The sequence below is a fragment of the Streptomyces sp. NPDC053048 genome (genome assembly GCF_044547045.1).
Taxonomy (GTDB): domain Bacteria; phylum Actinomycetota; class Actinomycetes; order Streptomycetales; family Streptomycetaceae; genus Streptomyces.
In genome coordinates this window covers 92741-114185 of record NZ_JBITZS010000006.1, presented here as the reverse complement: position 1 = coordinate 114185, position 21445 = coordinate 92741, and the positions used below count along the sequence as shown (strand labels likewise).

Sequence of the window (21445 nt, the reverse complement as noted above, 5' to 3'; positions counted from 1 at the left end):
CGCTTCGGGCGGTGCCGCTACTCGGCCTTGATGGCGGAGAGCATGTTCAGCTTGGCCGCCCGGCGGGCGGGCCACAGTGCGGCCAGCACGCCGACCACCGCGGCCAGCAGCAGGAACAGGCCCATCCGGCCCCAGGGCAGCACCAGTTCGTAGGTGTTGAGGCCCTTGCTGATGAGGTCACCGGCCGCCCAGCCGAAGAACACACCCAGGCCCACGCCCAGCACGCCGCCGAAGAGCGAGATGACCAGCGACTCCAGGCGCACCATCCGCTTGATGCCCTTGCGGTCCAGGCCGATGGCGCGCAGCATGCCGATCTCCTGCTGGCGCTCGAAGACGGACATGGCCAGGGTGTTGACGACACCGAGGACGGCGACGACCACGGCCATGGCCAGCAGGCCGTAGAGCATGTTCAGCAGCAGGCCGATGGCCTTGGAGATGCTGTCGGAGATGTCCTGCTTGGTCTGGATCTGGATGGCGGGGTTGTCACCGAGCGCCTTGCGCAGCGAGTCCTCGGTGGCCTCGCTGGTGCCGGACTTCGTCCTGACCATCACCTGCTGGTCGCTGACCTCGCTCTGGTGCGGGGCGAGGGTCTCCTTGTCGACCCACACGCCGCGCACCAGGTCGTTGCCCTTGTAGATGCCCGCGACCGTGAGCCGGCCCTTCTTGCCGTCCTCGAAGGTGACGTCGAGGGCCGAGCCCACCTTCCAGTGCTTGATGCGGGAGGTGGCGTCGTCGATGACGACCTTGTCGCCGGAGAGGTCCTTGAACGAGCCCGCCGTGAACTCGAGGTTCGTCAGCTTGCCGATGGTCCTGCCGTTGACGCCCGTCAGGCTCTGGCTGTCGCCGTCAATACGGGCCGGGGACGTGCGCAGCGGGCTGGCGGCGGTGACGTCCGGGTGGGCGGAGAGCTTCTTCTCCACTTCGGGGGACAGCGGGGTCATGCTGGCCATGGAGACGACGTAGTCGGCCTTCAGCGAGCCGGTGGCCATCTTGTCGATGGCCTGCTGGACGCTGCCGGCGATCACGGTCAGGCCGGTGATCAGGGTGAGGCCGATCATCAGCGCGGAGGCGGTCGCGGCGGTGCGGCGCGGGTTGCGGACCGCGTTCTGCCGGGCCAGCTTGCCGGGCATGCCGAACAGGCGCAGGACGGGCGCCGAGGCGGCGATCACCGGGCGGGACAGCAGCGGCGTCAGCACGAACACGCCGATGAGGACGAGGCCCGCGCCCAGGCCCATCATGGTCGAGCTGCCGGCGGTCAGGACGACCGCGGCGCCGAGGGCGGTCAGGACGCCGCCGATGGAGTTGCGCACGACCAGCGACTTGGTGGTGGCCACGGCGTGCACGCTGTTCATCGCGGCGACCGGCGGGATCTTGGCGGCCCGGCGGCCGGGCAGCCAGGCGGCGAGCATGGTGACGACGATGCCGACGCCCAGCGAGGTGAGGATCGTGTTTGGGGCGATGACCAGCGGGCCGTCCGGCACGGTGGCGCCGGTGGAGCCGATCAGGGCGCGCAGGCCGGAGCCGATGCCGATGCCCGCCAGCAGGCCGGTGACGCCGGCGACGGTGCCCACGACGAAGGCCTCGATGAGCACCGAGCGGGTGACCTGGCGGCGGCTCGCGCCGACCGCGCGCAGCAGCGCCAGCTCCTTGGTGCGCTGGGCGACCAGCATGGTGAAGGTGTTGGCGATGATGAAGATGCCGACGAAGAGGGAGATGCCCGCGAAGACCAGCAGGCTGGTCCGCATGCCGTCCATGCTCTGGGAGATGATCCGGCTCTGCTCGTCGGCGAGCTGCTTGCCGGTGGTGGCCTCGGTGTCCTTGGGCAGGATCTTCTCGAGCGAGGCCTTGAGGGCGGCCTGGGACGTGCCGGGGGCGGCCTTCACGTCGATCTCGCCGAACTCGCCGGGCTTGCCGTAGAGCTTCTGCGCGGTGGGGGTGTCGAACAGGGCGAGGCTGCCGCCGGCGGAGACGTTGCCGTCGTCGGTGGTGAAGACGCCGGTGAGCTTCTGCTCGAGGACGGGGCCGTCGACGGAGACGCGGACGGTGTCGCCGACCTTGTAGCCGCCGCGCTCGGCGGTCTTCGCGTCCAGGGCGATCTCGCCGGCGCCGCGGGGCGCGCGGCCGTCCTTCAGCGGGTAGCGGGCGTCCTTGCCGCCGGTGCCGGGGTAGTAGTTGGCGCCGGAGGAGGCGAAGCCCTCGCCGATGAGCTTGCCGTGCTTGTCGGCGATGGCGGCGAAGCCGCTGACCGAGCCGCTGGCGGAGGCGGCGCCGGGCACCGTGGCGGCCCGGTCCAGCAGCTGCTGGGTCAGGCGGGGGGCGGCGCCGGGGTTGCCCTTGTCGCTGTCCTCCTTGTGGGGCTGGATGGCGACGTCGACGCCGGTGAAGCCCTTCTGGGAGCTCTTCTGGTAGGCGTCGGAGATGGTCGAGGTGAAGACCAGGGTGCCGGAGACGAAGGCCACGCCGAGCATCACGGCGAGGACGGTCATCAGCAGCCTGGCCTTGTGCGCGAGCACGTTGCGCAGGGCGGTGCGGAACATTTCGGGGTCAGTCCTGAAGATCGAAACCGGCGGGGATCAGCTCGTACGGCCCTTGGCGTCGAACCGCTTCATGCGGTCCAGGACGGCGTCGGCGGTGGGCTCGCGCATCTCGTCGACGATGCGGCCGTCGGCGAGGAAGACCACGCGGTCGGCGTAGGAGGCGGCGACGGGGTCGTGGGTGACCATGACGACGGTCTGGCCGAGCTCGCGCACGGAGTTGCGCAGGAAGCCCAGGACCTCGGCGCCGGAGCGGGAGTCGAGGTTTCCGGTCGGCTCGTCGGCGAACATGATCTCGGGACGGCCGGCCAGGGCGCGGGCCACGGCCACGCGCTGCTGCTGGCCGCCGGAGAGCTGGTTGGGGCGGTGCTTGAGGCGCCCGGAGAGACCGACGGTGTCGACGACCATCTGCAGCCACTGCTGGTCGGGCTTGCGGCCGGCGATGTCCATGGGGAGCGTGATGTTCTCCAGGGCGTTCAGGGTCGGCAGCAGGTTGAAGGCCTGGAAGATGAAGCCGATCTTGTCGCGGCGCAGCCGGGTGAGCTTCTTGTCGTTCAGCGCGGTCAGCTCGGTGTCGCCGATCCGGGCGGAGCCGCCGGAGACGGAGTCCAGGCCGGCCATGCAGTGCATCAGCGTGGACTTGCCGGAGCCGGAGGGGCCCATGATCGCGGTGAACTCGGCCTGCCGGAACTCCACGGAGACGGCGTCCAGCGCGACCACCTGGGTCTCGCCCTGTCCGTAGACCTTGGTGAGATCCGTGGCGCGGGCTGCGACCGCGGTGCTGCGGACGGCGGTCTGTGCGCCGAAGGGGGTGGTGGTCACGGTGGAGCGCTCCTGTCGGGACGGCGGTTCAGGGGACCACTCCATGGTCCGCCGCCGTTTCGTGCTGCGGATCAGCCGGAGCTCCGGTTCCCGGCACAGACTCGGGGGGTACGCGAGGGGGCCGCCGTCATCCCTGGGTAGGAGAGCGCCCCTTACCGAGAGCGACGAGATTGCGACAATTCCGCTTCACCCCTGGGGTGGGGTGGTGATCGGGGGAGATGGGCCTCTGGCATGTGCCAATGGCGTCATCCCTGCACTGATGGGGACTCAGTTGCCAATAAAATAAGACAACCTCGGGTCAGCGTTCCGCTGATCGGGGGGCGTCGCCCGGATAGGCTCGTCCTGCTCTCCTCGAGGGAGGTTCGCGCGCCTCCCACCCCGCGCTGCCCGAGAGCCCCGCCCGGATGGTGGAATGCAGACACGGCGAGCTTAAACCTCGCTGGCCCTTCGGGCCGTGCCGGTTCAAGTCCGGCTCCGGGCACCTCCTGTCTCCGCTCCAGATCCGCCCCTGTACCGCGAATACTCCCTTTTCCGGTTCGCAACGGAACCGACCGCCCCGGGATGGCGTTGTCCGGTACGTAGGCGCGCGAAGAAAAGATCGTCCCGAAGCAGGAGAGTCATTCCTTTGCCTACCTATTACCCTTGACGCCAAGGCCGCGCAGGGTGGCCATGAAGGAGTGAGATGAGGAGCAGGAACCCGGTCTTCTCGCGACGGGGGTTCAGCGGCGGTCACGCGGGCTTTGACGCGGCCCCGCAGGCCGGGACCGCGGCCCAGGGCAACCCGTACGCCGGAAACCCCTACGCGCAGCCCACCAACCCCTACGCGGCGAACCCGTACGCGCAGGGCGGGCCCGACCTCCAGCAGGGCTACCCCCAGGCCCCCGCGCGCACCGCCGACCGCATGACGATGGACGACGTCGTCATGCGCACCGGCCTCTCGCTGGGCCTGGTCGTCGTCGCGGCCGCCGCGGCCTGGGCGCTGCGGCTGCCCGTGGGCGTCGGCTTCGCGGCCGGCCTGGTGGCCATGGTCCTGGGCCTCGTCCAGACCTTCCGGCAGAAGGTGTCCCCGGCGATCATCCTGGCCTACGCGGCCTTCGAGGGCCTGTTCCTCGGCGTGATCAGCCAGGTCTACAACGAGGTCGCCAAGGGCGCCCCGATGCAGGCCGTGCTCGGCACGATGGCGGTCTTCGCCGGCGTGCTGATCGCCTACCGCGCCCGGATCATCCGGGTCAACGCCCGCTTCACCCGCTTCGTGGTCGGTGCCGCGATCGGCTTCGCGCTGCTGGCGATGGTGAACATGCTGGTCGCCGTCTTCGGCGGCGGCGACGGCCTGGGCCTGCGCACCGGCGGCCTCGGCATCGTCTTCGGCATCATCGGCGTGGTGCTCGGCGCGGCGTTCCTCGCCCTGGACTTCAAGCAGGTCGAGGACGGCATCCGCTACGGCGCCCCGCGCGAGGAGGCCTGGCTGTCGGCCTTCGGCCTGACGATGACGCTCGTGTGGATCTACACCGAGATCCTGCGGCTCGTCGCCATCCTGAATAACGACTAGCCGGCCTCCGGCCGCGGCCGGAGTGCATTTATCCATGACAGGGCCCGGGAAGGCATTGCCTTCCCGGGCCCTGTTCCGTTTTCTGGCGCGCGCCCGCTACCGAAGCTTCCGCGCGGCCCGTTGGAGGTCGTACTCGTGGACGATCGCCTTTGCGTGGCCGTAAGCGAGATTGTGCTCTCCGCGCAGCCAGCTGACCTTCTCCTCGAAGCGGAAGAGAGAAGGACCTTCCTCGACCGTGCGCAGCCAGTCGGCGACTTCACGGCCGGTGCAGTGGGGGATTCGGGAGAGCAGGTTCCGGTGGGTCTCGTCGGAGAAGACGTGGGACATCGGCGCCTCCGGACGCGTCGAATGATGGTCCTTCATGTCACCGTGCCCGAGTGTTCAAGCGTTGGCAACAGTCGGTGGGCGGCGCATAGGCTCGTGGGCGTGGATGATGTGACGCCTCTCCTGGCCGCCGTGGACAGCTTCGCCGACCGGCTGCGCACCCTGCCGCAGTCCCGACTGAGCCGCGGGGCGGCGGCGGAAGCGCTGGCACTGGCGCGAGAGTTGGCCGCGTGGGCCCAGCGGATCGAGGAGCCGGGGGCCGGAGCGGTACGGGAGATGCCGGACGCGGGCATGTTCGCGGTGGCCGACCAAGTGGCGGTGGCCGGCCACGATTTGGCCGAGGCGCTCATCGCCTCCGGCGAGGTGGCCAAGGGCGTGGCCGAGGCCGTGGAGCTGGTGGAGGGGGCCGCGCGGCGCTGCGGGCTGTAGGCGGGGCGCCGGGCCCGTCCCGGTGGGCTACAGCGACGCTATGACGCGGTCCGCGAGGACGTAGACGCTGCCGCTCGCGCAGCGGAACGTCAGGGCGTAGGCGCCCGATACCCCGGAGCCGCCCAGCAGTACGGGGGCGTCCCCCGCCTTGAGGGCGTCCGCCAGGCGCTGGGCCGTCTCCCGGTGGCCCGGCGTCATGCAGACGGTCGTGCCGTCGGCGAAGACGTAGACGTCGAGCGTGCCCAGCGGGCCGGGACGGACGTCCGCCAGCGGAATCGCGGACTCCGCAAGCTCGGCGAGGCGCTCGACCGTGCGCTCGTGGTCGGTCTCGGCGGCGGCCGCCGGCGAGAAGTCGGGGTGCGAGGGGTGGCGGCGGCGCGCGGCGGCCAGCTCGGGGGAGTCCGCCGCCTCCGACTCCAGGTCGGCCTGGCGGGGGAGGTGGAAGCCGTCGTAAGCGCTCTCGTGCAGCGGCTCGTCGAAGGGCAGGCCGGCCAGGAGGGAGGGCGTGTCGGCGTTGGTCAGGTCGCGGGCCTCCTGCGCGGCCCAGAACGCGCGGGCCTCGGCCAGCTCCCGTTCCCGCTCCTCCGCGAGCGCGTCCGCCACGGCGGCGCGTATCTCGGAGAGCTCGGCCACCGGCGCGCTGCGCGCGTGGGGCACCGCGGCGCGTGCCTCGCGCTCCGCGGTGGCGGCCGCCAGCTCGGCGCGCAGCTCGGTGATCTGGCGGCGCAGACCGCGAGTGCCGTACAGGGCGGCGGCCCCCGCGGCCGTGGCGGCGGCAGCGGCCAGCAGCAGGGCAAGAGACATGGCGCTCACTGGCGTACTCCCGGTTGCTATGGATCCCCCGAATTCCTACCTCAGCTTCGCGCACGTCTCCGGCCGCCTGCAGTGCGAAACGTCATGAAACGGGCGGGACTTCGGTCCCGGACGTTGTACCTTCAACCACCCTGACCTGGGGAAACGAATCTCCCCCGGGATGTTGGTCACATCCTGGGGGAGATTCGGTCACGTTTCGGCAATGTCGATGCCTGTTGCTGTTGGCAGTTGCCTGAGCCTTGTCTTCCGCTTCAGCTCGGACGCTCGGCTCGGCTCAGCTCAGCCGCTCGATCACCATCGCCATGCCCTGGCCGCCGCCCACGCACATCGTCTCCAGGCCGAACTGCTTGTCGTGGAACTGGAGGGAGTTGATGAGCGTGGTGGTGATGCGCGCGCCCGTCATGCCGAAGGGGTGGCCGACGGCGATGGCGCCGCCGTTGACGTTCAGCTTGTCGATGTCGATGCCCAGGTCCCGGTAGGAGGGGATGACCTGCGCGGCGAAGGCCTCGTTGATCTCGACCAGGTCGATGTCGCCGATGCCCAGCCCGGCCCGGCGCAGCGCCTGCTTGCTGGCCTCGACCGGGCCGTAGCCCATGATCTCGGGGGAGAGCGCCGAGACGCCCGTCGAGACGATCCGGGCCAGCGGGGTCAGGCCCAGCTCGCGCGCCTTGGTGTCGGACATGATCACCAGGGCGGCGGCGCCGTCGTTGAGCGGGCAGCAGTTGGCCGCGGTGACCAGGCCGTCCGGGCGGAAGGCGGGCTTGAGGCCCGCCACGCCCTCGAGGGTCACGCCCGCGCGCGGGCCGTCGTCCGTGCTGACGACCGTGCCGTCCGGCGTGGTGACCGGGGTGATCTCGCGCTCCCAGAAGCCCTTGGCGATGGCCTGCTCGGCGAGGTTCTGCGAGCGGACGCCGAACTCGTCCATCTCCTGGCGGGTGACGCCCTTGAGACGGGCGAGGTTCTCGGCGGTCTGGCCCATCGCGATGTACGCGTCCGGGATCAGGCCGTCCTCACGGGGGTCCTGCCAGCCCTCGCCGCCCTGCTCGGCGCGGGCGGCCGTGCGGGCCTCGGCGTCGGCGAAGAGCGGGTTGTGGGTGCCCGGCATGCCGTCGGAGGAGCCGTTGACGGAGCGGGAGACCGTCTCGACGCCCGCGGAGATGAAGACGTCGCCCTCGCCCGCCTTGATGGCGTGCAGCGCCATCCGCGAGGTCTGCAGCGACGAGGCGCAGTAGCGGGTGATCGTGGTGGCCGGCAGGTGGTCCATGCCCATCTGCACGGCCACGATGCGGGCGAGGTTGTGGCCCTGCTCGCCGCCGGGCAGGCCGCAGCCGAGCATCAGGTCGTCGATCTCGCGCGGGTCGAGCCCGGGGATCTTGTCGAGGGCGGCCTGGATGATGGTGGCGGTGAGGTCGTCGGGCCGCACGTCCTTCAGGGAGCCCTTGAAGGCGCGACCGATGGGGGAGCGGGCGGTTGAGACGATCACGGCTTCGGGCATCACACGGCTCCAGGGGCGCGAGAAGGCAGGATTCTCCGGACTCTCCGGGAAGTTACCCGCACGTAGCGCCCCGGTCACGATCTCGGGACTGTGATGCGGGCCTCTTTCCCAAGCGCTTGCTTATGGTGCGTGTGCCTCACAGCGTACGACCGCTACGGGACCGGGCGGGCCGCCGCTCGGCGGCGCCGTCCGGCTCCGTGTGCTCCGGCAGCCGGCGCCGCTTGCGGTGCTTGAGCAGGGCCCAGCGGCCGCGGGCCGTCGCCGTGACCTCGGTGCCGCCCTCGGCCGCGGCCTCCGCCGCCGCCCTGGCCACCGGCAGGATGCCCTCGCGGCGGGCCGCGTCCGGCCGCTCGTCCTCCGGCCACAGGCCCAGCGCCGCGCACAGCGTGGGCAGCACGGCCATGGCGGCGGTGGCGTAGCCCTCGGCGGAGGGGTGGTAGTTGTCCGGGCCGAACAGCTCGCGCGGGTTCGCCGCGAACTCCGGGCCCAGCAGGTCGCCGAGCGAGACCGTGCGGCCGCCCGCCTCCAGCACCCCTATCGTCTGCGCCGCCGCGAGCTGGCGGCTCAGCCGCCGCGCCAGCCAGCGCAGCGGCTGGTAGACCGGCTCGATCGTGCCCAGGTCGGGGCAGGTGCCCACGACGACCTCGCAGCCCGCGTCCCGCAGCCGGCGCACCGCCTCCGACAGCAGGCGCACGGAACGGGCGTAGGGCACCCGGTGGGTGACGTCGTTGGCGCCGATCATGATCACGCAGACGTCGGGGACGTGGTCGGGGACGGCGAGCATCTGGGTGACCTGGCGCTCGAGGTCGTAGGACTGCGCGCCGGACAGCGCCACCGTGCGCAGCTCCACGGGCCGCTCGGCGACGGCCGCCAGGCCCGAGGCCAGCAGCGCGCCGGGAGTCTGCCGGGGGCGGTGCACGCCCTGGCCCGCGGCCGTGGAGTCGCCCAGCAGGCCCAGCAGCAGCGGCTCGCGGCCCAGCTGGTGGACGAACGCGGAGCCGTAGCGGCCGTCCGCGTGCGGCGGCGACTCGTTGTGGCCGCCCACCACCCGCCTGGCCAGCGCCACCTCGGTGAGCAGCAGGCCGAGCGCCGCCCCGCCCAGCAGGCCGGCGCCGCCGCCCCCGTACGCCGCCGCGGCCGCGATCCGCCGCGCGACCCTCGCCCTCGACATGGACATCGGCAGCCCTCCTTCGCGCCACGAAACCCGATAGCAAGCCGTTTTACAAACACTTCATAAACGCTTCACGGGGCCCGCACGCCCTTGTGCGGGCGCGATATCAGCAGGTTGCCCCGCGGACGGGGGCGCGCAACCGCCACTGGTGCAGTCGGACGCGCAATAGGCTGGCGGTATGGGCACGCGACGACGCTGGTGCCCCCGACCGCGGAGATCACCGTGCAGTATCACGATTCGATGATTGAGCTCGTTGGCAACACACCGCTCGTGAAGCTCAACAACGTGACCGAAGGCATCCAGGCCACCGTCCTTGCCAAGGTCGAGTACTTCAACCCCGGCGGCTCGGTCAAGGACCGCATCGCCCTCCGGATGATCGAAGCAGCCGAGAAGTCCGGGGAGCTCAAGCCGGGCGGCACGATCGTGGAGCCGACGTCCGGCAACACGGGCGTGGGTCTGGCGATCGTGGCCCAGCAGAAGGGCTACAAGTGCATCTTCGTGTGCCCGGACAAGGTCTCCCAGGACAAGATCAACGTACTGCGGGCGTACGGCGCCGAGGTCGTGGTCTGCCCGACCGCGGTCGACCCCGAGCACCCCGACTCGTACTACAACGTCTCCGACCGCCTGGTGCAGGAGACGCCCAACGCCTGGAAGCCCGACCAGTACAGCAACCCCAACAACCCGCTCTCGCACTACTACTCCACCGGCCCCGAGCTGTGGGAGCAGACCGAGGGGAAGATCACGCACTTCGTCGCGGGCGTGGGCACCGGCGGCACCATCAGCGGCACCGGCCGCTACCTCAAGGAGGTCAGCGAGGGCCGGGTCAAGGTCATCGGCTCCGACCCCGAGGGCTCGGTCTACAGCGGCGGCTCCGGCCGTCCCTACCTGATCGAGGGCGTCGGTGAGGACTTCTGGCCGTCCGCCTACGACGGCACGGTCACCGACGAGATCATCGCGGTCTCCGACAAGGACGCCTTCCAGATGACCCGCCGCCTCGCCCGCGAGGAGGGCCTGCTGGTCGGCGGCTCCTGCGGCATGGCGGTCGTCAGCGCCCTGGAGGTCGCCAAGCGGCTCGGCCCGGACGACGTGGTCGTCGTCCTGCTGCCGGACAGCGGCCGCGGCTACCTGAGCAAGATCTTCAACGACGAGTGGATGGCGGACTACGGCTTCCTGGAGGAGGCCGGCGACTCCGCGCGCGTGGGCGACGTGCTGCGCCGCAAGGACGGCGAACTCCCCTCGCTGGTGCACATGCACCCGGAGGAGACGGTCGGCGAGGCCATCGAGGTGCTGCGCGAGTACGGCGTCTCGCAGATGCCGATCGTCAAGCCGGGCGCCGGGCACCCCGACGTGATGGCCGCCGAGGTCATCGGCTCGGTCGTCGAGCGGGAGCTGCTGGACGCCCTGTTCACCCAGCGCGCCTCGCTCACCGACCCGCTGGAGAAGCACATGTGCGCGCCGCTGCCGCAGGTCGGCTCCGGCGAGCCGGTCGCGGACCTGATGGCCGTCCTGGGCGAGGCGGACGCGGCCATCGTCCTGGTCGAGGGCAAGCCCACCGGCGTGGTGAGCCGTCAGGACCTGCTGGCCTTCCTGGCCGAGGGCCACAACGGCGCCACCAAGTAGGCGGCGCCGCCCGGCCGGTGCGTGGGCGTCAAGGTCACGCATTGGCCAACTGCCGGTCCGTAAAAGGTACGTATGCGTCACGTGTACGCAGCACGGGCTTAACACGGGACCGGCATAGTGAGGAACGCCGGCGAGGGTGGCACCCCTCCCTCGACCGGCGTACCGATTGCGACGGCAGGACCTCCGGAGCGGCTCCCGGACCCGCCGTCGGACGCGGAATGCGGCCCTCCTCACCGGGATCCGCCCCGCGTCCTACGTGGGGACCGCCGTCGTCCCGACCCCGGCCTCGGCCGGGGTGCGGCGGCCCCCGCGTCAATCGCCTCCGCGCACGGCTCTTCTGGCAGGGCGTCGGCTTCTGCGGGCCGGGTTCACGGGCCATCATGCCTACGGCGGTACGGTCGCAGGGCTCGACCCCGCCGCGGGCACCGTCCGCGCCCCCGCGTCGCCGGGGCCGGCACCCGTACCCGCTCGAGGGGGTGCCCCCGTTCGCCGAGGGCCCCCGTGGAAGGAGAGGCCCGTGACCGTTCCCCTGCTGACGTCCCTCGCCGCACCGGACGCGACCGACCGGCCGGACGCCCTGACCGTCGCCGGGCGGTCCTGCTCCCGCGAGGAACTGCTGGGCGCGGCGGGCGCGGTGGCCTCCCGCGTCGCCGGCGCCGCGTCGGTGGCCGTGCGCGCCGAGGCGACGCCCGAGACGGTCGCCGCCGTCGTCGGCGCACTGCTCGCCGGTGTGCCCGTGGTGCCGCTGCCGCCGGACGCCGGGCCCGCCGAGCGCGCGCACATCCTGCGCGACTCCGGCGCCGAGCTGGTCCTCGGGGAGACGCGGGGCGGGCGGCGGGAGGTGGCCGTGCCGGTGGACCTGCGGGAGAGGGCCGCCTGGTCCGGCCCCGAGCCCGACCCGAAGGCCACCGCGTTCGTCCTGTACACCTCCGGCACCACCGGGGCGCCCAAGGGCGCGATCATCCCGCGCGGGGCCGTCGCCGCCTGCCTGGACGGGCTCGCGGACGCCTGGCAGTGGACCGCCGAGGACACCCTCGTGCACGGCCTGCCGCTCTTCCACGTCCACGGCCTGGTCCTGGGCGTGCTGGGCGCGCTGCGCACCGGCTCCCGCCTGGTGCACACCGGCCGCCCGACGCCCGAGGCGTACGCGGCGGCCGGCGGCAGCCTCTACTTCGGGGTGCCCACCGTGTGGTCCCGCGTGGTGCGCGACCACACCGCCGCGCGGGCGCTCGGCGGCGCCCGGCTGCTGGTGTCGGGCAGCGCGGCGCTGCCCGCGCCGGTCTTCCGCGACCTGGAGGCGCTCACCGGGCAGCGGCCCGTCGAGCGGTACGGCATGACCGAGACCCTGATCACCGTCTCCACCCGGGCCGACGGCGAACGCCGCCAGGGCTCGGTGGGCGTGCCGCTGCCGGGCGTGCGGACCAGAGTGGTGGCCGCCGAGGAGGGCGGCATCGGCGAGCTGGAGGTGTCCGGGCCGACGCTGTTCTCCGGCTACCTCGGCCGCCCCGAGGCGACGGCCGCCTCGTACACGGCCGACGGCTGGTTCCGCACCGGCGACATCGCCGCCGTCGACGCGGACGGCGCCCACCGCATCGTCGGCCGCGCCTCCACCGACCTGATCAAGTCCGGCGGCTACCGCATCGGCGCGGGCGAGGTGGAGAACGCGCTGCTGGACCACCCGGCCGTCAGCGAGGCCGCGGTGGTGGGCGTGGCGCACGAGGACCTGGGGCAGGAGATCGTCGCCTACGTGGTGGCCGAGGGGGTGAGCGAGCAGGCGCTGATCGACTTCGTCGCGGCCCACCTGTCCGTGCACAAGCGCCCGCGCCGCGTCCGCTTCCTGGACGCCCTGCCGCGCAACGCCATGGGCAAGCCGCAGAAGAAGCTGCTGCCGCCCCTGTGAGCCCTGTGAGACCCGTGTGAGACGGCCGCCGTCCCGTACCCTGCATAATTTCATGCAGGGTACGGGTGGGATGAATGGTTCAGGAGGACGGATGAGCGAGACCGGCAGCGAACCGGAAGCCATCGCACGGCTGCAGAAACTCTTCGAGGGACACCGGCTGACGCCCACTCAGCGCCGCATCGCCCACTGCATGGTGCGCCGCGCCGCCGACGCGCCCTTCCTCTCCAGCGTCGAGCTCGCCGACCTCGCCGGCGTCAGCCAGCCCTCGGTGACCCGCTTCGCCGTCGCCCTCGGCTTCGACGGCTACCCGGCGCTGCGCCGCCACCTGCGGGACGTGGTGCCCGCCGCCGAGGCGCCCGCCGAGAGCTCGTACAACGAGTACCAGCAGGCCGTCCACGCCGAGATCGACAACCTGCGCCACCTCGCCTCGCTGCTCGCCGACCCCTCGCCCGTCGTCTGCGCCGGACGGCTGCTGGCCTCCTCCCGGCCGCTGCCCGTCCTCGGCCTGCGCGCGGCAGGAGCCCAGGCGGGCGGCTTCGCCTACTTCGCCCGCAAGGTCCACCCCGACGTCCGGCTCCTCGACGAGGGCGGCACGCTCCTGGTCGACCGCATCGACGCCGCCGTACGGGCCGGCGCGAGCACCCTGCTGTGCTTCGCGCTGCCCCGCCACCCGCGCGAGGTCGTCGAGGCCCTGGAGTACGCGCGCGGTGCCGGACTGACGGTCGTCACCGTCGCCGACTCCACCTTCGCCCCCGTCGCCCGCCACAGCGACCTGCTGCTGCCGGCCGCCGTCGGCACGGGACTGGCCTTCGACACCGCCTGCGCCCCGATGCTGCTCGGCAGGGTCCTGCTGGAGGCCATGTGCGACGCGCTGCCCGAGGCACAGGCACGGCTGGAGGAGTTCGACGCGAAGGCGGCGGCGCGGGGGCTCTTCGTGGAGTGACGCCGAGTGGCTTCTCTCAGCTCGCACTCAGATTCGTTGGCTAGCGTGCCGGTACGAGTCGAGTGACGGGTCCATGGGGAGGTCCGAGGTGACACAGGGGTCGTATGCGCTGGCGCGCGTGGCCGTGATCGTACGGGCCCCGGTCCGCCGGCTGTGGGCGCTGGGTGCCGTCTCCGCGGGCACCGGCGCGCTGGTGCCCGGCCTCACCGGGCGCCGGGTGGGCCTGGCGGCGGGCGCGGCACTGTTCGTCCTCGCGGCGGCCGCGGCCTTCCTGGCGCGCCGCCGGCGCTACGCGGAGCTGGCCCGCGGCGCCTCGCGCGCGGGGCGCTCGGTCTTTCTGCAGGACCGCGCGGTGACGGTACGCAACTGGGCGCGCGCCCGGCGCTGGTGGCTGGCCGCCGCCTTCCTCGCTGCCATCGGCTCCTCCTTCGCCGCCCCCGCCACGGCCGGCCTGGCGCTGGCCGGGGCCGGTACGGGCCTGTGGGCGAAGGCCCTGTGGCTGGGCCGGCTGGAGCGCGGGAGCGAGGCGCTGCTGTGGGTGCGCACCGAGCGGGCGCAGGGCAGCCCCGCCGCCGGGGGCGTGCGCGGCTACCTGACCACCGGGCTCGGCGCGGGCGACGCCCTGCCGGGCGGCGCGAAGCGGCCGGGCGGCACGTCCCGGGGCCGCGCGCCGGTCAGCGCAGCGCGCTGAGGGCCCCGGCGCCGGACGCGCCGCCGCCGCTCTCGGCGACGAGCTCCTCCAGGGGCTGCGGCGGGCGCACGGTCGCGAAGCGCACACCCGGAGCGTCCGCGTCCGTTCCGTCGTCCTGTTCGTCGACGGCGAAGCCGTAAACCCCCGGGCGGGGGAGCGTGTTGTAGGCGTAGTGGTTCGAGAAGTAGTACGCGCCGGTGTCGAGCAGCGCCACATGGTCGCCCGCGTCGATGCGCGGCAGGAGCCGGTCGACGGCCACCAGGTCGCCCGCGAAGCAGCACGGCCCGGCCACATCCTGCGGCACCGGCTCCGCGCGCTTGGGCAGCCCCCGCCCGTCGAACACCGCCACCCGCAGCGGCCACGACTCCGGCGCGAACACGGTGCGCACCGCCACCTGGGCGCCCGCGTGCGCCACCGCGATGCGCCGGCCGCCCGCCGACTTGGTGTACTCCACCCGCGCCAGGATCAGCCCGCTCTTGGCCAGCAGCGACCGCCCGAACTCGGTCACCAGCCCGTAGCGCCCGTCGAACAGCCCCGGCACCGTGGCGGCCAGCAGCCGCGCGTAGTCGGCGTGGGTGGGGGCGATGTCGTCGGACGTGAAGTTGACGGGCAGGCCGCCGCCGATGTCGATCGTCCGGATCCGCCGCTCGCCGGCCGTCGCGTTGATCTCCTCGGCCAGCTCGTAGGTGTCCCGCACGCCCGCCGCCATGAGCTCCAGGGGGCAGCCCTGCGACCCGACGTGGGCGTGGATCCGCGACAGCCACGGCCGCTCGGCGTACGCCCGCACCAGCCATTGCCGCGCCCCCTCGTCGCGCATCGCCACCCCGAACTTGGACGTCTCGGTGGCGGTGCTCAGCGCCCCGATGCTGCCGCCGCCGACCTGCGGGTTGACGCGCAGCCCCACCGCCGGCGAGCGGGGCGCCCCCGCCTCGGCGAGCAGGGCGTCCAGCCGGGTCAGCTCCTCGCGGCTGTCGACGTTGACGGCCAGGCCGAGCGCCAGCGCCTCGCGCAGCTCGGCGGTCGTCTTGGCGGGGGAGTCCAGCACGACGCTCTCAGCCGGCACGCCCGCCGCCCTTGCCAGTGCCAGTTCGCCGGGGCTGGCGACCTCGGCGCCCAGCCCCTCGTCGGCCAGCAGCCGCAGGACGGGCACCAGCGGCGCCGCCTTCACCGCGAAGGCGTGCAGCACCTCCACCCCGCCGAACGCCGCCCGCAGCCCGGCAGCGGCCCGCCGGGCACCGCACACGTCCAGCAGGCCCGCGACGGGCCGGTCCGCCGTGACGAGGCCCCGCCGGACCGCTTCCCGCACCGCGGCGTCCCGCCGCGCCCCGAATCCGCTCTCACCCGCGCCCATGTCCCCACTCCACCACCGGGGCGCGGGCCGTGCCATGGTCCGGCACGGCCCGGTGATGTCCGTTTTCCCCTGTTGACTAGCGCTATTCAGCGACACACACTGTGCAGTGTTCTATTCAGAACAGGGAGAAGAGCCAGGGAGGCAGGGCCCATGTCAGGACCGCGACCCGTGCGTGCACCGCGAGGCACCGAGCTGAGTGCCCAGGGGTGGCAGCAGGAAGCCGCGCTGCGGATGCTGCAGAACAACCTCGACCCCGAGGTCGCCGAGCACCCCGACAAGCTCGTCGTCTACGGCGGCACCGGCAAGGCCGCGCGCGACTGGCGCTCCTTCGACGCCATGGTCCGCACCCTGCGCTCGCTCAAGCAGGACGAGACCATGCTGGTCCAGTCCGGCCGCCCCGTCGGCGTGATGCAGACCCACGAGTGGGCCCCGCGCGTCCTGATCGCCAACTCCAACCTCGTCGGCGACTGGGCCAACTGGGAGGAGTTCCGGCGCCTGGAGGCCCTCGGCCTGACCATGTACGGGCAGATGACCGCCGGGTCGTGGATCTACATCGGCACGCAGGGCATCCTGCAGGGCACGTACGAGACCTTCGCCGCCGTCGCCGCGAAGAAGTTCGGCGGCACCCTCGCCGGCACCATCACCCTGACCGCCGGCCTCGGCGGCATGGGCGGCGCCCAGCCGCTCGCCGTCACCATGAACGACGGCGTCGCCATCTGCATCGACTGCGACCCGCGCGCCATCGAGCGCCGCATCGAGCACCGCTACCTGGACGTCAAGGCCGACTCCCTCGACCACGCCCTGCAGCTGGCCGTGGAGGCGCGCGACGCCCGCCGCCCGCTGTCCATCGGAGTCCTGGGCAACGCGGCCGAGCTCGTACCGCAGCTGCTGGCCATGAACGCCCCGATCGACATCGTGACGGACCAGACCTCCGCCCACGACCCGCTGTCCTACCTGCCCCTCGGCGTCGACTTCGACGACATGGCGTCCTACGCCGCCGAGAAGCCCGCCGACTTCACGACCCGGGCCCGCGAGTCGATGGCCCGCCACGTGGAGGCCATGGTCGGCTTCCAGGACGCGGGCGCCGAGGTCTTCGACTACGGCAACTCCATCCGCGGCGAGGCCCAGCTCGCGGGCTACACGCGCGCCTTCGACTTCCCCGGCTTCGTCCCCGCCTACATCCGGCCCCTCTTCTGCGAGGGCAAGGGCCCCTTCCGCTGGGCGGCCCTCTCGGGCGACCCCAAGGACATCGCGGCCACCGACAAGGCCATCCTCGACCTCTTCCCCGAGAACGAGTCCCTGGCCCGCTGGATCAAGATGGCCGGCGAGCGCGTCCACTTCCAGGGCCTCCCGGCGCGCATCTGCTGGCTCGGCTACGGCGAGCGCGACCGCGCGGGCGAGCGCTTCAACGAGATGGTCGCCGACGGCACCCTGCAGGCCCCCCTCGTCATCGGCCGCGACCACCTCGACTGCGGCTCGGTCGCCTCGCCGTACCGCGAGACCGAGGCGATGCTGGACGGCTCCGACGCGATCGCCGACTGGCCGCTGCTGAACGCCATGGTCAACGTGGCCTCGGGCGCCTCCTGGGTCTCCCTGCACCACGGCGGCGGCGTCGGCATGGGCCGCTCCATCCACGCCGGGCAGGTGACGGTCGCCGACGGCACGGCCCTGGCGGGCGAGAAGATCCGCCGCGTACTGACGAACGACCCGGGGATGGGCGTGATCCGGCACGTGGACGCGGGCTACGACATCGCCGAGTCGGTGGCCGAGGACCGAGGGGTCCGCATCCCGATGCGGGAAGAGGCATGAGCCCCGCTGCGGGCAATCGTCCCGCAGGGCGGGACGGGTGGGCGCAGCCCGACCACCGGGCCGCGGCCGCCCACGCACCGTCGTTCCACGAGATGTGGCGCGACCTGGCTCCGATCGGCCGCAACCAGGACTCCGGTGGTTACAGGCGCTTCGCCTGGACCGGCGCCGACGCCGACTGCCGTGCCTGGTTCCAGGCGCAAGCCGCAAGCCGCGGGCTGGCCTATGAAGTCGACCGCAACGGCAACCAGTGGGCCTGGCTCGGCGACCCGAGCGCCGGTGACGCCGTGGTCACCGGCTCCCACCTGGACTCCGTCCCCGACGGCGGCGCCTTCGACGGCCCCCTCGGCGTCGTGTCGTCCTTCGCCGCCCTGGACGAGCTGCGCGCCCGCGGCGCGCGGCCGAACCGCCCGCTGGCCATCGTCAACTTCGGCGACGAGGAGGGTGCCCGCTTCGGCCTCGCCTGCGTCGGCTCCCGGCTGACCGCCGGACAGCTCACCACCGAGAAGGCACACGCCCTCCGCGACGCGGACGGCGTCTCCCTCGCCCAGGCCATGGAGCGCGCCGGCTACGACCCCGAGGCCATCGGGGCCGACCCCGAACGCCTCGCCCGCATCGGCGCGTTCGTCGAGCTCCACGTCGAACAGGGCCGCGCCCTCGCGGACACCCCGCACGCCGTCGGCGTGGCCTCGGCGATCTGGCCGCACGGCCGCTGGCGGTTCGACTTCCACGGCGAGGCCAACCACGCCGGCACCACCCGCATCGAGGACCGCCGCGACCCGATGCTGACCTACGCCAACACCGTGCTCGCGGCGCGCAAGAAGGCCCGTCTCGCCGGCGCCCTGGCCACCTTCGGGAAGGTCAGCGTGGAGCCGAACGGCGTCAACGCCATCGCCTCCCTCGTGCGCGGCTGGCTGGACTCCCGGGCCGCCGACGAGGAGACCCTGGCCGCCGTCGTCGCGGAGATCGAGCAGGCCGCCGTCGAGCGCGGCACGCGCGACGGCGTCGACGTCCGGGTCACCCGCGAGTCCTTCACGCCCGTCGTGGAGTTCGCGCACGGGCTGCGGGACGAGCTGGCCAAGCTGCTCGGCGGCGTGCCCGTACTGCCCACGGGCGCCGGACACGACGCGGGTATTTTGTCCGGCGTCATCCCCACCGCCATGCTGTTCGTGCGCAACCCCACCGGCGTCTCCCACTCGCCGGCCGAAACGGCCTCCGAGGACGACTGCCTGGCCGGAGTGACCGCACTCGCCGACGTACTGGAGGGCCTCGCGTGCAGGTGACCTACTGGGCCGAGCACGCCTGGCTCGGCACCCACGTCGAGCCCGGCGTGGCCATCGACGTCACCGACGGGCGGATCACGGCCGTACGCACCGGCGTCGCGGCGCCGCCGCCGGGGGCGGTGAGCCTGCGCGGGTTCACCATGGCCGGATTGGCGAACAGCCACTCCCATGCATTCCACCGCGCTCTGCGGGGTGTTGTGCAGGCGGCACCCGACTCCGTGCTGCCCGGCCTGGCAAACGCGCACTCTCACGCCGGCTCACCTCCGCCTACGCGGAGCGCGAGCCGGGTGCCGGATTCATTCTGGACCTGGCGCAACGTCATGTACGGAGTAGCCGACAAACTCACCCCCGAGAACTACTTCTCCCTCGCCCGCGCCACCTACGCCGAGATGGCCCTCGCCGGCATCACCTGCGTCGGCGAGTTCCACTACGTCCACCACGCCCCCGGCGGCACCCCCTACGCCGACCCCAACGCCATGGGCGAGGCCCTGATCGCGGCCGCCGCCGAAGCCGGCATCCGCATCACCCTCCTCGACACCGCCTACCTGTCCTCCGCCATAGGTGATGGACGCGGCGGCGAGCCCCCCAACCACCACCAGCTCCGCTTCTCCGACGGCACGGCCGACGCCTGGGCCGAGCGCGCGGCCGCCCTGAAGCCCTCCGGCCACGCCCGGATCGGCGCGGCCGTACACTCCGTACGCGCCGTGCCGGCCGGCCAGCTGGCGACCGTCGCCGGGTGGGCGAAGGACCGCGAGGCGCCCCTGCACGTCCATCTGTCCGAGCAGACCGCCGAGAACGACGCCTGCCTCGCCGCCCACGGCCGCACCCCCACCCAGCTGCTCGCCGACCACGGCGTGCTCGGCCCCCGCACCTCCGCCGTGCACGCCACGCACCTCACCGACGAGGACATCGACCTCCTCGGCGGCGCGGCCACGACCATCTGCATGTGCCCCACGACCGAACGCGACCTCGCCGACGGCATCGGCCCCGCCGCCCGCCTGCAGCGGGCCGGCAGCCCGCTGTCCCTGGGCAGCGACAGCCACGCCGTCATCGACCTGCTGGAGGAGGCCCGCGCCATGGAGCTCGACGAGCGCCTGCGCAGCCGCACCCGGGGCCATTGGACCGCCGCCGCACTGCTGCGCGCCGCCACCGAGGACGGCCACGCCTCCCTCGGCTGGAGCGACGCGGGCCGCATCGAGCCGGGCGCGCTCGCCGACCTCACGACCGTCGCGCTGGACTCCGTCCGTACCGCGGGGCCGGAACCGCGCCACGGTGCCGAGACGGCCGTATTCGCCGCGACCGGCGCGGACATCCGCCATACGGTGGTCGGCGGCCGGCACGTCGTACGGGACGGGGCCCACCAGCTCGTACCGGACGTGCCCCGGGCCCTGGCCGACTCCATCGCCGCCCTGCGCGGCTGACGCCGACGACCGGAGAAAGCATGAGCACGGCGATCACCAACATCAGCAGTCTCGTCACCAACGACCCCTCCCTCGGTGAAGGCCCCCTCGGCCTGATCCAGGACGCGGCGGTCGTCATCGACGGCGACCGCGTCGCCTGGGTCGGTGAGTCCAGCAAAGCACCCGCCACTGACAACGCCGTCGACGCCGAGGGCCGCGCGGGCATCCCCGGCTTCGTGGACTCCCACTCCCACCTGGTCTTCGCGGGCGACCGCACGGCGGAGTTCAACGCCCGCATGTCCGGCCGGAGCTACAGCGCGGGTGGCATCCGCACCACCGTGGCGGCGACCCGCGCCGCGACGGACGCCGAGCTCGAGGCCAACCTCACCCGCTACCTCGGCGAGGCCCTGCGCCAGGGCACCACGACCCTCGAGACGAAGTCCGGCTACGGCCTGACCACCCACGACGAGGCCCGCGCCCTGCGCATCGCCGCGCAGCACACCGACGAGGTCACCTACCTGGGCGCGCACGTCGTCGCCCCCGAGTTCGCCGACGACCCCGAGGGCTATGTGGCCCTGGTGACCGGCGAGATGCTCGAGGCGTGCGCCCCGCACGCCCGCTGGGTCGACGTGTTCTGCGAGCGCGGTGCCTTCGACGGCGACCAGGCCCGCGCGGTCCTCGAGGCGGGCAGGCGGCACGGCCTGCTCCCGCGCGTCCACGCCAACCAGCTGGGCCACGGCCCCGGCGTCCAGCTGGCCGTGGAGGTGGGCGCGGCCTCGGCCGACCACTGCACCCACCTGACCGACGCGGACGTCGACGCCCTCGCCCACGGCGACACCGTCGCCACCCTCCTGCCCGGCGCGGAGTTCTCCACCCGGGCGCAGTGGCCGAACGCGCGCCGGCTCCTGGACGCGGGCGCCACCGTCGCACTGTCCACGGACTGCAACCCGGGCTCGTCCTTCACCAGTTCGATGCCCTTCTGCATCGCCCTGGCCGTGCGCGACATGGGGATGACCCCCGACGAGGCGGTGTGGTCCGCCACGGCCGGCGGGGCCGCCGCCCTGCGCCGCACCGACCTCGGCCGGGTGAGCCCGGGAGCCCGCGCCGACCTGGCCCTGCTGGACGCCCCCAGCCACGTCCACCTCGCCTACCGCCCCGGGGTGCCGCTGGTGTCGGCCGTCTGGCAGCGCGGGGTGCGCAAGGTCTGAAGTCCCGAACGCCGGAAAGGCCTGAAGGCGGTACGGGAAACGTCCTGACGCTGTGTGCCGCACGGGAATCCCGTGCGGCACACAGCGTCAGGACGTCCGGTCCACC

17 protein-coding genes and 1 tRNA gene are annotated in these 21445 nt (G+C 72.9%); 11 read left to right on the top strand and 7 right to left on the bottom strand.

Features of this window, described 5'->3' with window-relative positions; all coding sequences use genetic code 11:
• Positions 1–17: 17 nt before the first annotated feature.
• Together ACIG36_RS17210 and ACIG36_RS17205 are read right to left on the bottom strand one after the other, a co-directional pair.
• A complete protein-coding gene (locus ACIG36_RS17210; RefSeq protein ID WP_399927943.1) occupies positions 18–2537 on the bottom strand; it encodes an ABC transporter permease in 2520 nt (839 codons plus the stop codon).
• 36 nt (positions 2538–2573) lie between these two features.
• The gene (locus ACIG36_RS17205; protein WP_399927941.1) at positions 2574–3356 is read right to left on the bottom strand and encodes an ABC transporter ATP-binding protein; all 783 of its coding nucleotides are present in this window, start codon (positions 3354–3356) and stop codon (positions 2574–2576) included.
• Between the two features lie 398 nt (positions 3357–3754).
• Here ACIG36_RS17205 and ACIG36_RS17200 point away from each other — a divergent pair.
• Together ACIG36_RS17200 and ACIG36_RS17195 are read left to right on the top strand one after the other, a co-directional pair.
• Positions 3755–3837 (top strand) — tRNA-Leu (locus ACIG36_RS17200).
• A 201-nt stretch (positions 3838–4038) separates the two neighbouring features.
• Entirely contained in the window at positions 4039–4905 is an 867-nt protein-coding gene (locus ACIG36_RS17195; protein ID WP_399927939.1) for a Bax inhibitor-1/YccA family protein, read from the top strand.
• Positions 4906–5001: 96 nt separating this feature from the next.
• Here ACIG36_RS17195 and ACIG36_RS17190 read toward each other — a convergent pair whose 3' ends face one another.
• Positions 5002–5232 carry a DUF4287 domain-containing protein gene (locus tag ACIG36_RS17190; protein WP_190112352.1) on the bottom strand — a complete coding sequence of 77 codons (231 nt, stop codon included), beginning with the start codon at positions 5230–5232 and terminating at the stop codon, positions 5002–5004.
• A 99-nt stretch (positions 5233–5331) separates the two neighbouring features.
• On the opposite strand from ACIG36_RS17190, the gene ACIG36_RS17185 reads away from it, so the two are divergent.
• Positions 5332–5658, top strand: a complete 327-nt coding sequence (locus ACIG36_RS17185; protein ID WP_399927936.1) for a hypothetical protein — start codon at positions 5332–5334, stop codon at positions 5656–5658.
• 27 nt (positions 5659–5685) lie between these two features.
• Here the strand turns inward: ACIG36_RS17185 and ACIG36_RS17180 are convergent, their stop codons facing one another.
• The 3 genes from ACIG36_RS17180 to ACIG36_RS17170 form a co-directional block, all read right to left on the bottom strand.
• Positions 5686–6462, bottom strand: coding sequence for a hypothetical protein (locus tag ACIG36_RS17180; RefSeq protein ID WP_399928923.1), 777 nt, complete (start codon positions 6460–6462; stop codon positions 5686–5688).
• A gap of 283 nt (positions 6463–6745) precedes the next feature.
• The gene (locus ACIG36_RS17175) at positions 6746–7966 is read right to left on the bottom strand and encodes an acetyl-CoA C-acetyltransferase (RefSeq protein WP_399927934.1); all 1221 of its coding nucleotides are present in this window, start codon (positions 7964–7966) and stop codon (positions 6746–6748) included.
• A gap of 136 nt (positions 7967–8102) precedes the next feature.
• On the bottom strand, positions 8103–9137 hold the full coding sequence (locus tag ACIG36_RS17170; protein ID WP_399928921.1) for an SGNH/GDSL hydrolase family protein: 1035 nt from the start codon (positions 9135–9137) through the stop codon (positions 8103–8105).
• 222 nt (positions 9138–9359) lie between these two features.
• On the opposite strand from ACIG36_RS17170, the gene ACIG36_RS17165 reads away from it, so the two are divergent.
• The 4 genes from ACIG36_RS17165 to ACIG36_RS17150 all read left to right on the top strand — a co-directional run bounded on the left by ACIG36_RS17165 (position 9360) and on the right by ACIG36_RS17150 (position 14291).
• Complete coding sequence (locus ACIG36_RS17165) at positions 9360–10757, top strand: cystathionine beta-synthase (protein ID WP_399927932.1); 1398 nt, start codon at positions 9360–9362, stop codon at positions 10755–10757.
• Positions 10758–11274: 517 nt separating this feature from the next.
• Positions 11275–12657 carry an acyl-CoA synthetase gene (locus ACIG36_RS17160; protein ID WP_399927929.1) on the top strand — a complete coding sequence of 461 codons (1383 nt, stop codon included), beginning with the start codon at positions 11275–11277 and terminating at the stop codon, positions 12655–12657.
• Between the two features lie 91 nt (positions 12658–12748).
• A complete protein-coding gene (locus ACIG36_RS17155; RefSeq protein ID WP_399927926.1) occupies positions 12749–13600 on the top strand; it encodes a MurR/RpiR family transcriptional regulator in 852 nt (283 codons plus the stop codon).
• Between the two features lie 88 nt (positions 13601–13688).
• The gene (locus ACIG36_RS17150) at positions 13689–14291 is read left to right on the top strand and encodes a hypothetical protein (RefSeq protein ID WP_399927923.1); all 603 of its coding nucleotides are present in this window, start codon (positions 13689–13691) and stop codon (positions 14289–14291) included.
• On the opposite strand, the gene ACIG36_RS17145 is transcribed toward ACIG36_RS17150, so the two are convergent.
• Positions 14275–15642 (bottom strand): diaminopimelate decarboxylase, encoded by a 1368-nt coding sequence (locus ACIG36_RS17145; RefSeq protein ID WP_399927920.1) that lies wholly within the window; start codon positions 15640–15642, stop codon positions 14275–14277. The genes ACIG36_RS17150 and ACIG36_RS17145 overlap by 17 nt on opposite strands.
• Positions 15643–15792: 150 nt before the next feature.
• On the opposite strand from ACIG36_RS17145, the gene hutU reads away from it, so the two are divergent.
• The 4 genes from hutU to hutI are packed head-to-tail and all read left to right on the top strand — an operon-like array spanning position 15793 to position 21339.
• The gene (gene hutU, locus ACIG36_RS17140) at positions 15793–17451 is read left to right on the top strand and encodes a urocanate hydratase (protein WP_399927918.1); all 1659 of its coding nucleotides are present in this window, start codon (positions 15793–15795) and stop codon (positions 17449–17451) included.
• Positions 17448–18731, top strand: a complete 1284-nt coding sequence (locus tag ACIG36_RS17135; protein WP_399927915.1) for an allantoate amidohydrolase — start codon at positions 17448–17450, stop codon at positions 18729–18731. The genes hutU and ACIG36_RS17135 overlap by 4 nt, the downstream gene beginning before the upstream one ends.
• Positions 18722–20152 carry a formimidoylglutamate deiminase gene (locus tag ACIG36_RS17130; protein ID WP_399927913.1) on the top strand — a complete coding sequence of 477 codons (1431 nt, stop codon included), beginning with the start codon at positions 18722–18724 and terminating at the stop codon, positions 20150–20152. The genes ACIG36_RS17135 and ACIG36_RS17130 overlap by 10 nt, the downstream gene beginning before the upstream one ends.
• A 20-nt stretch (positions 20153–20172) precedes the next feature.
• Positions 20173–21339: an imidazolonepropionase gene (gene hutI, locus ACIG36_RS17125; protein ID WP_399927910.1), complete on the top strand. Its 1167-nt coding sequence runs from the start codon at positions 20173–20175 to the stop codon at positions 21337–21339.
• The last annotated feature ends 106 nt before the right edge of the window (positions 21340–21445 follow it).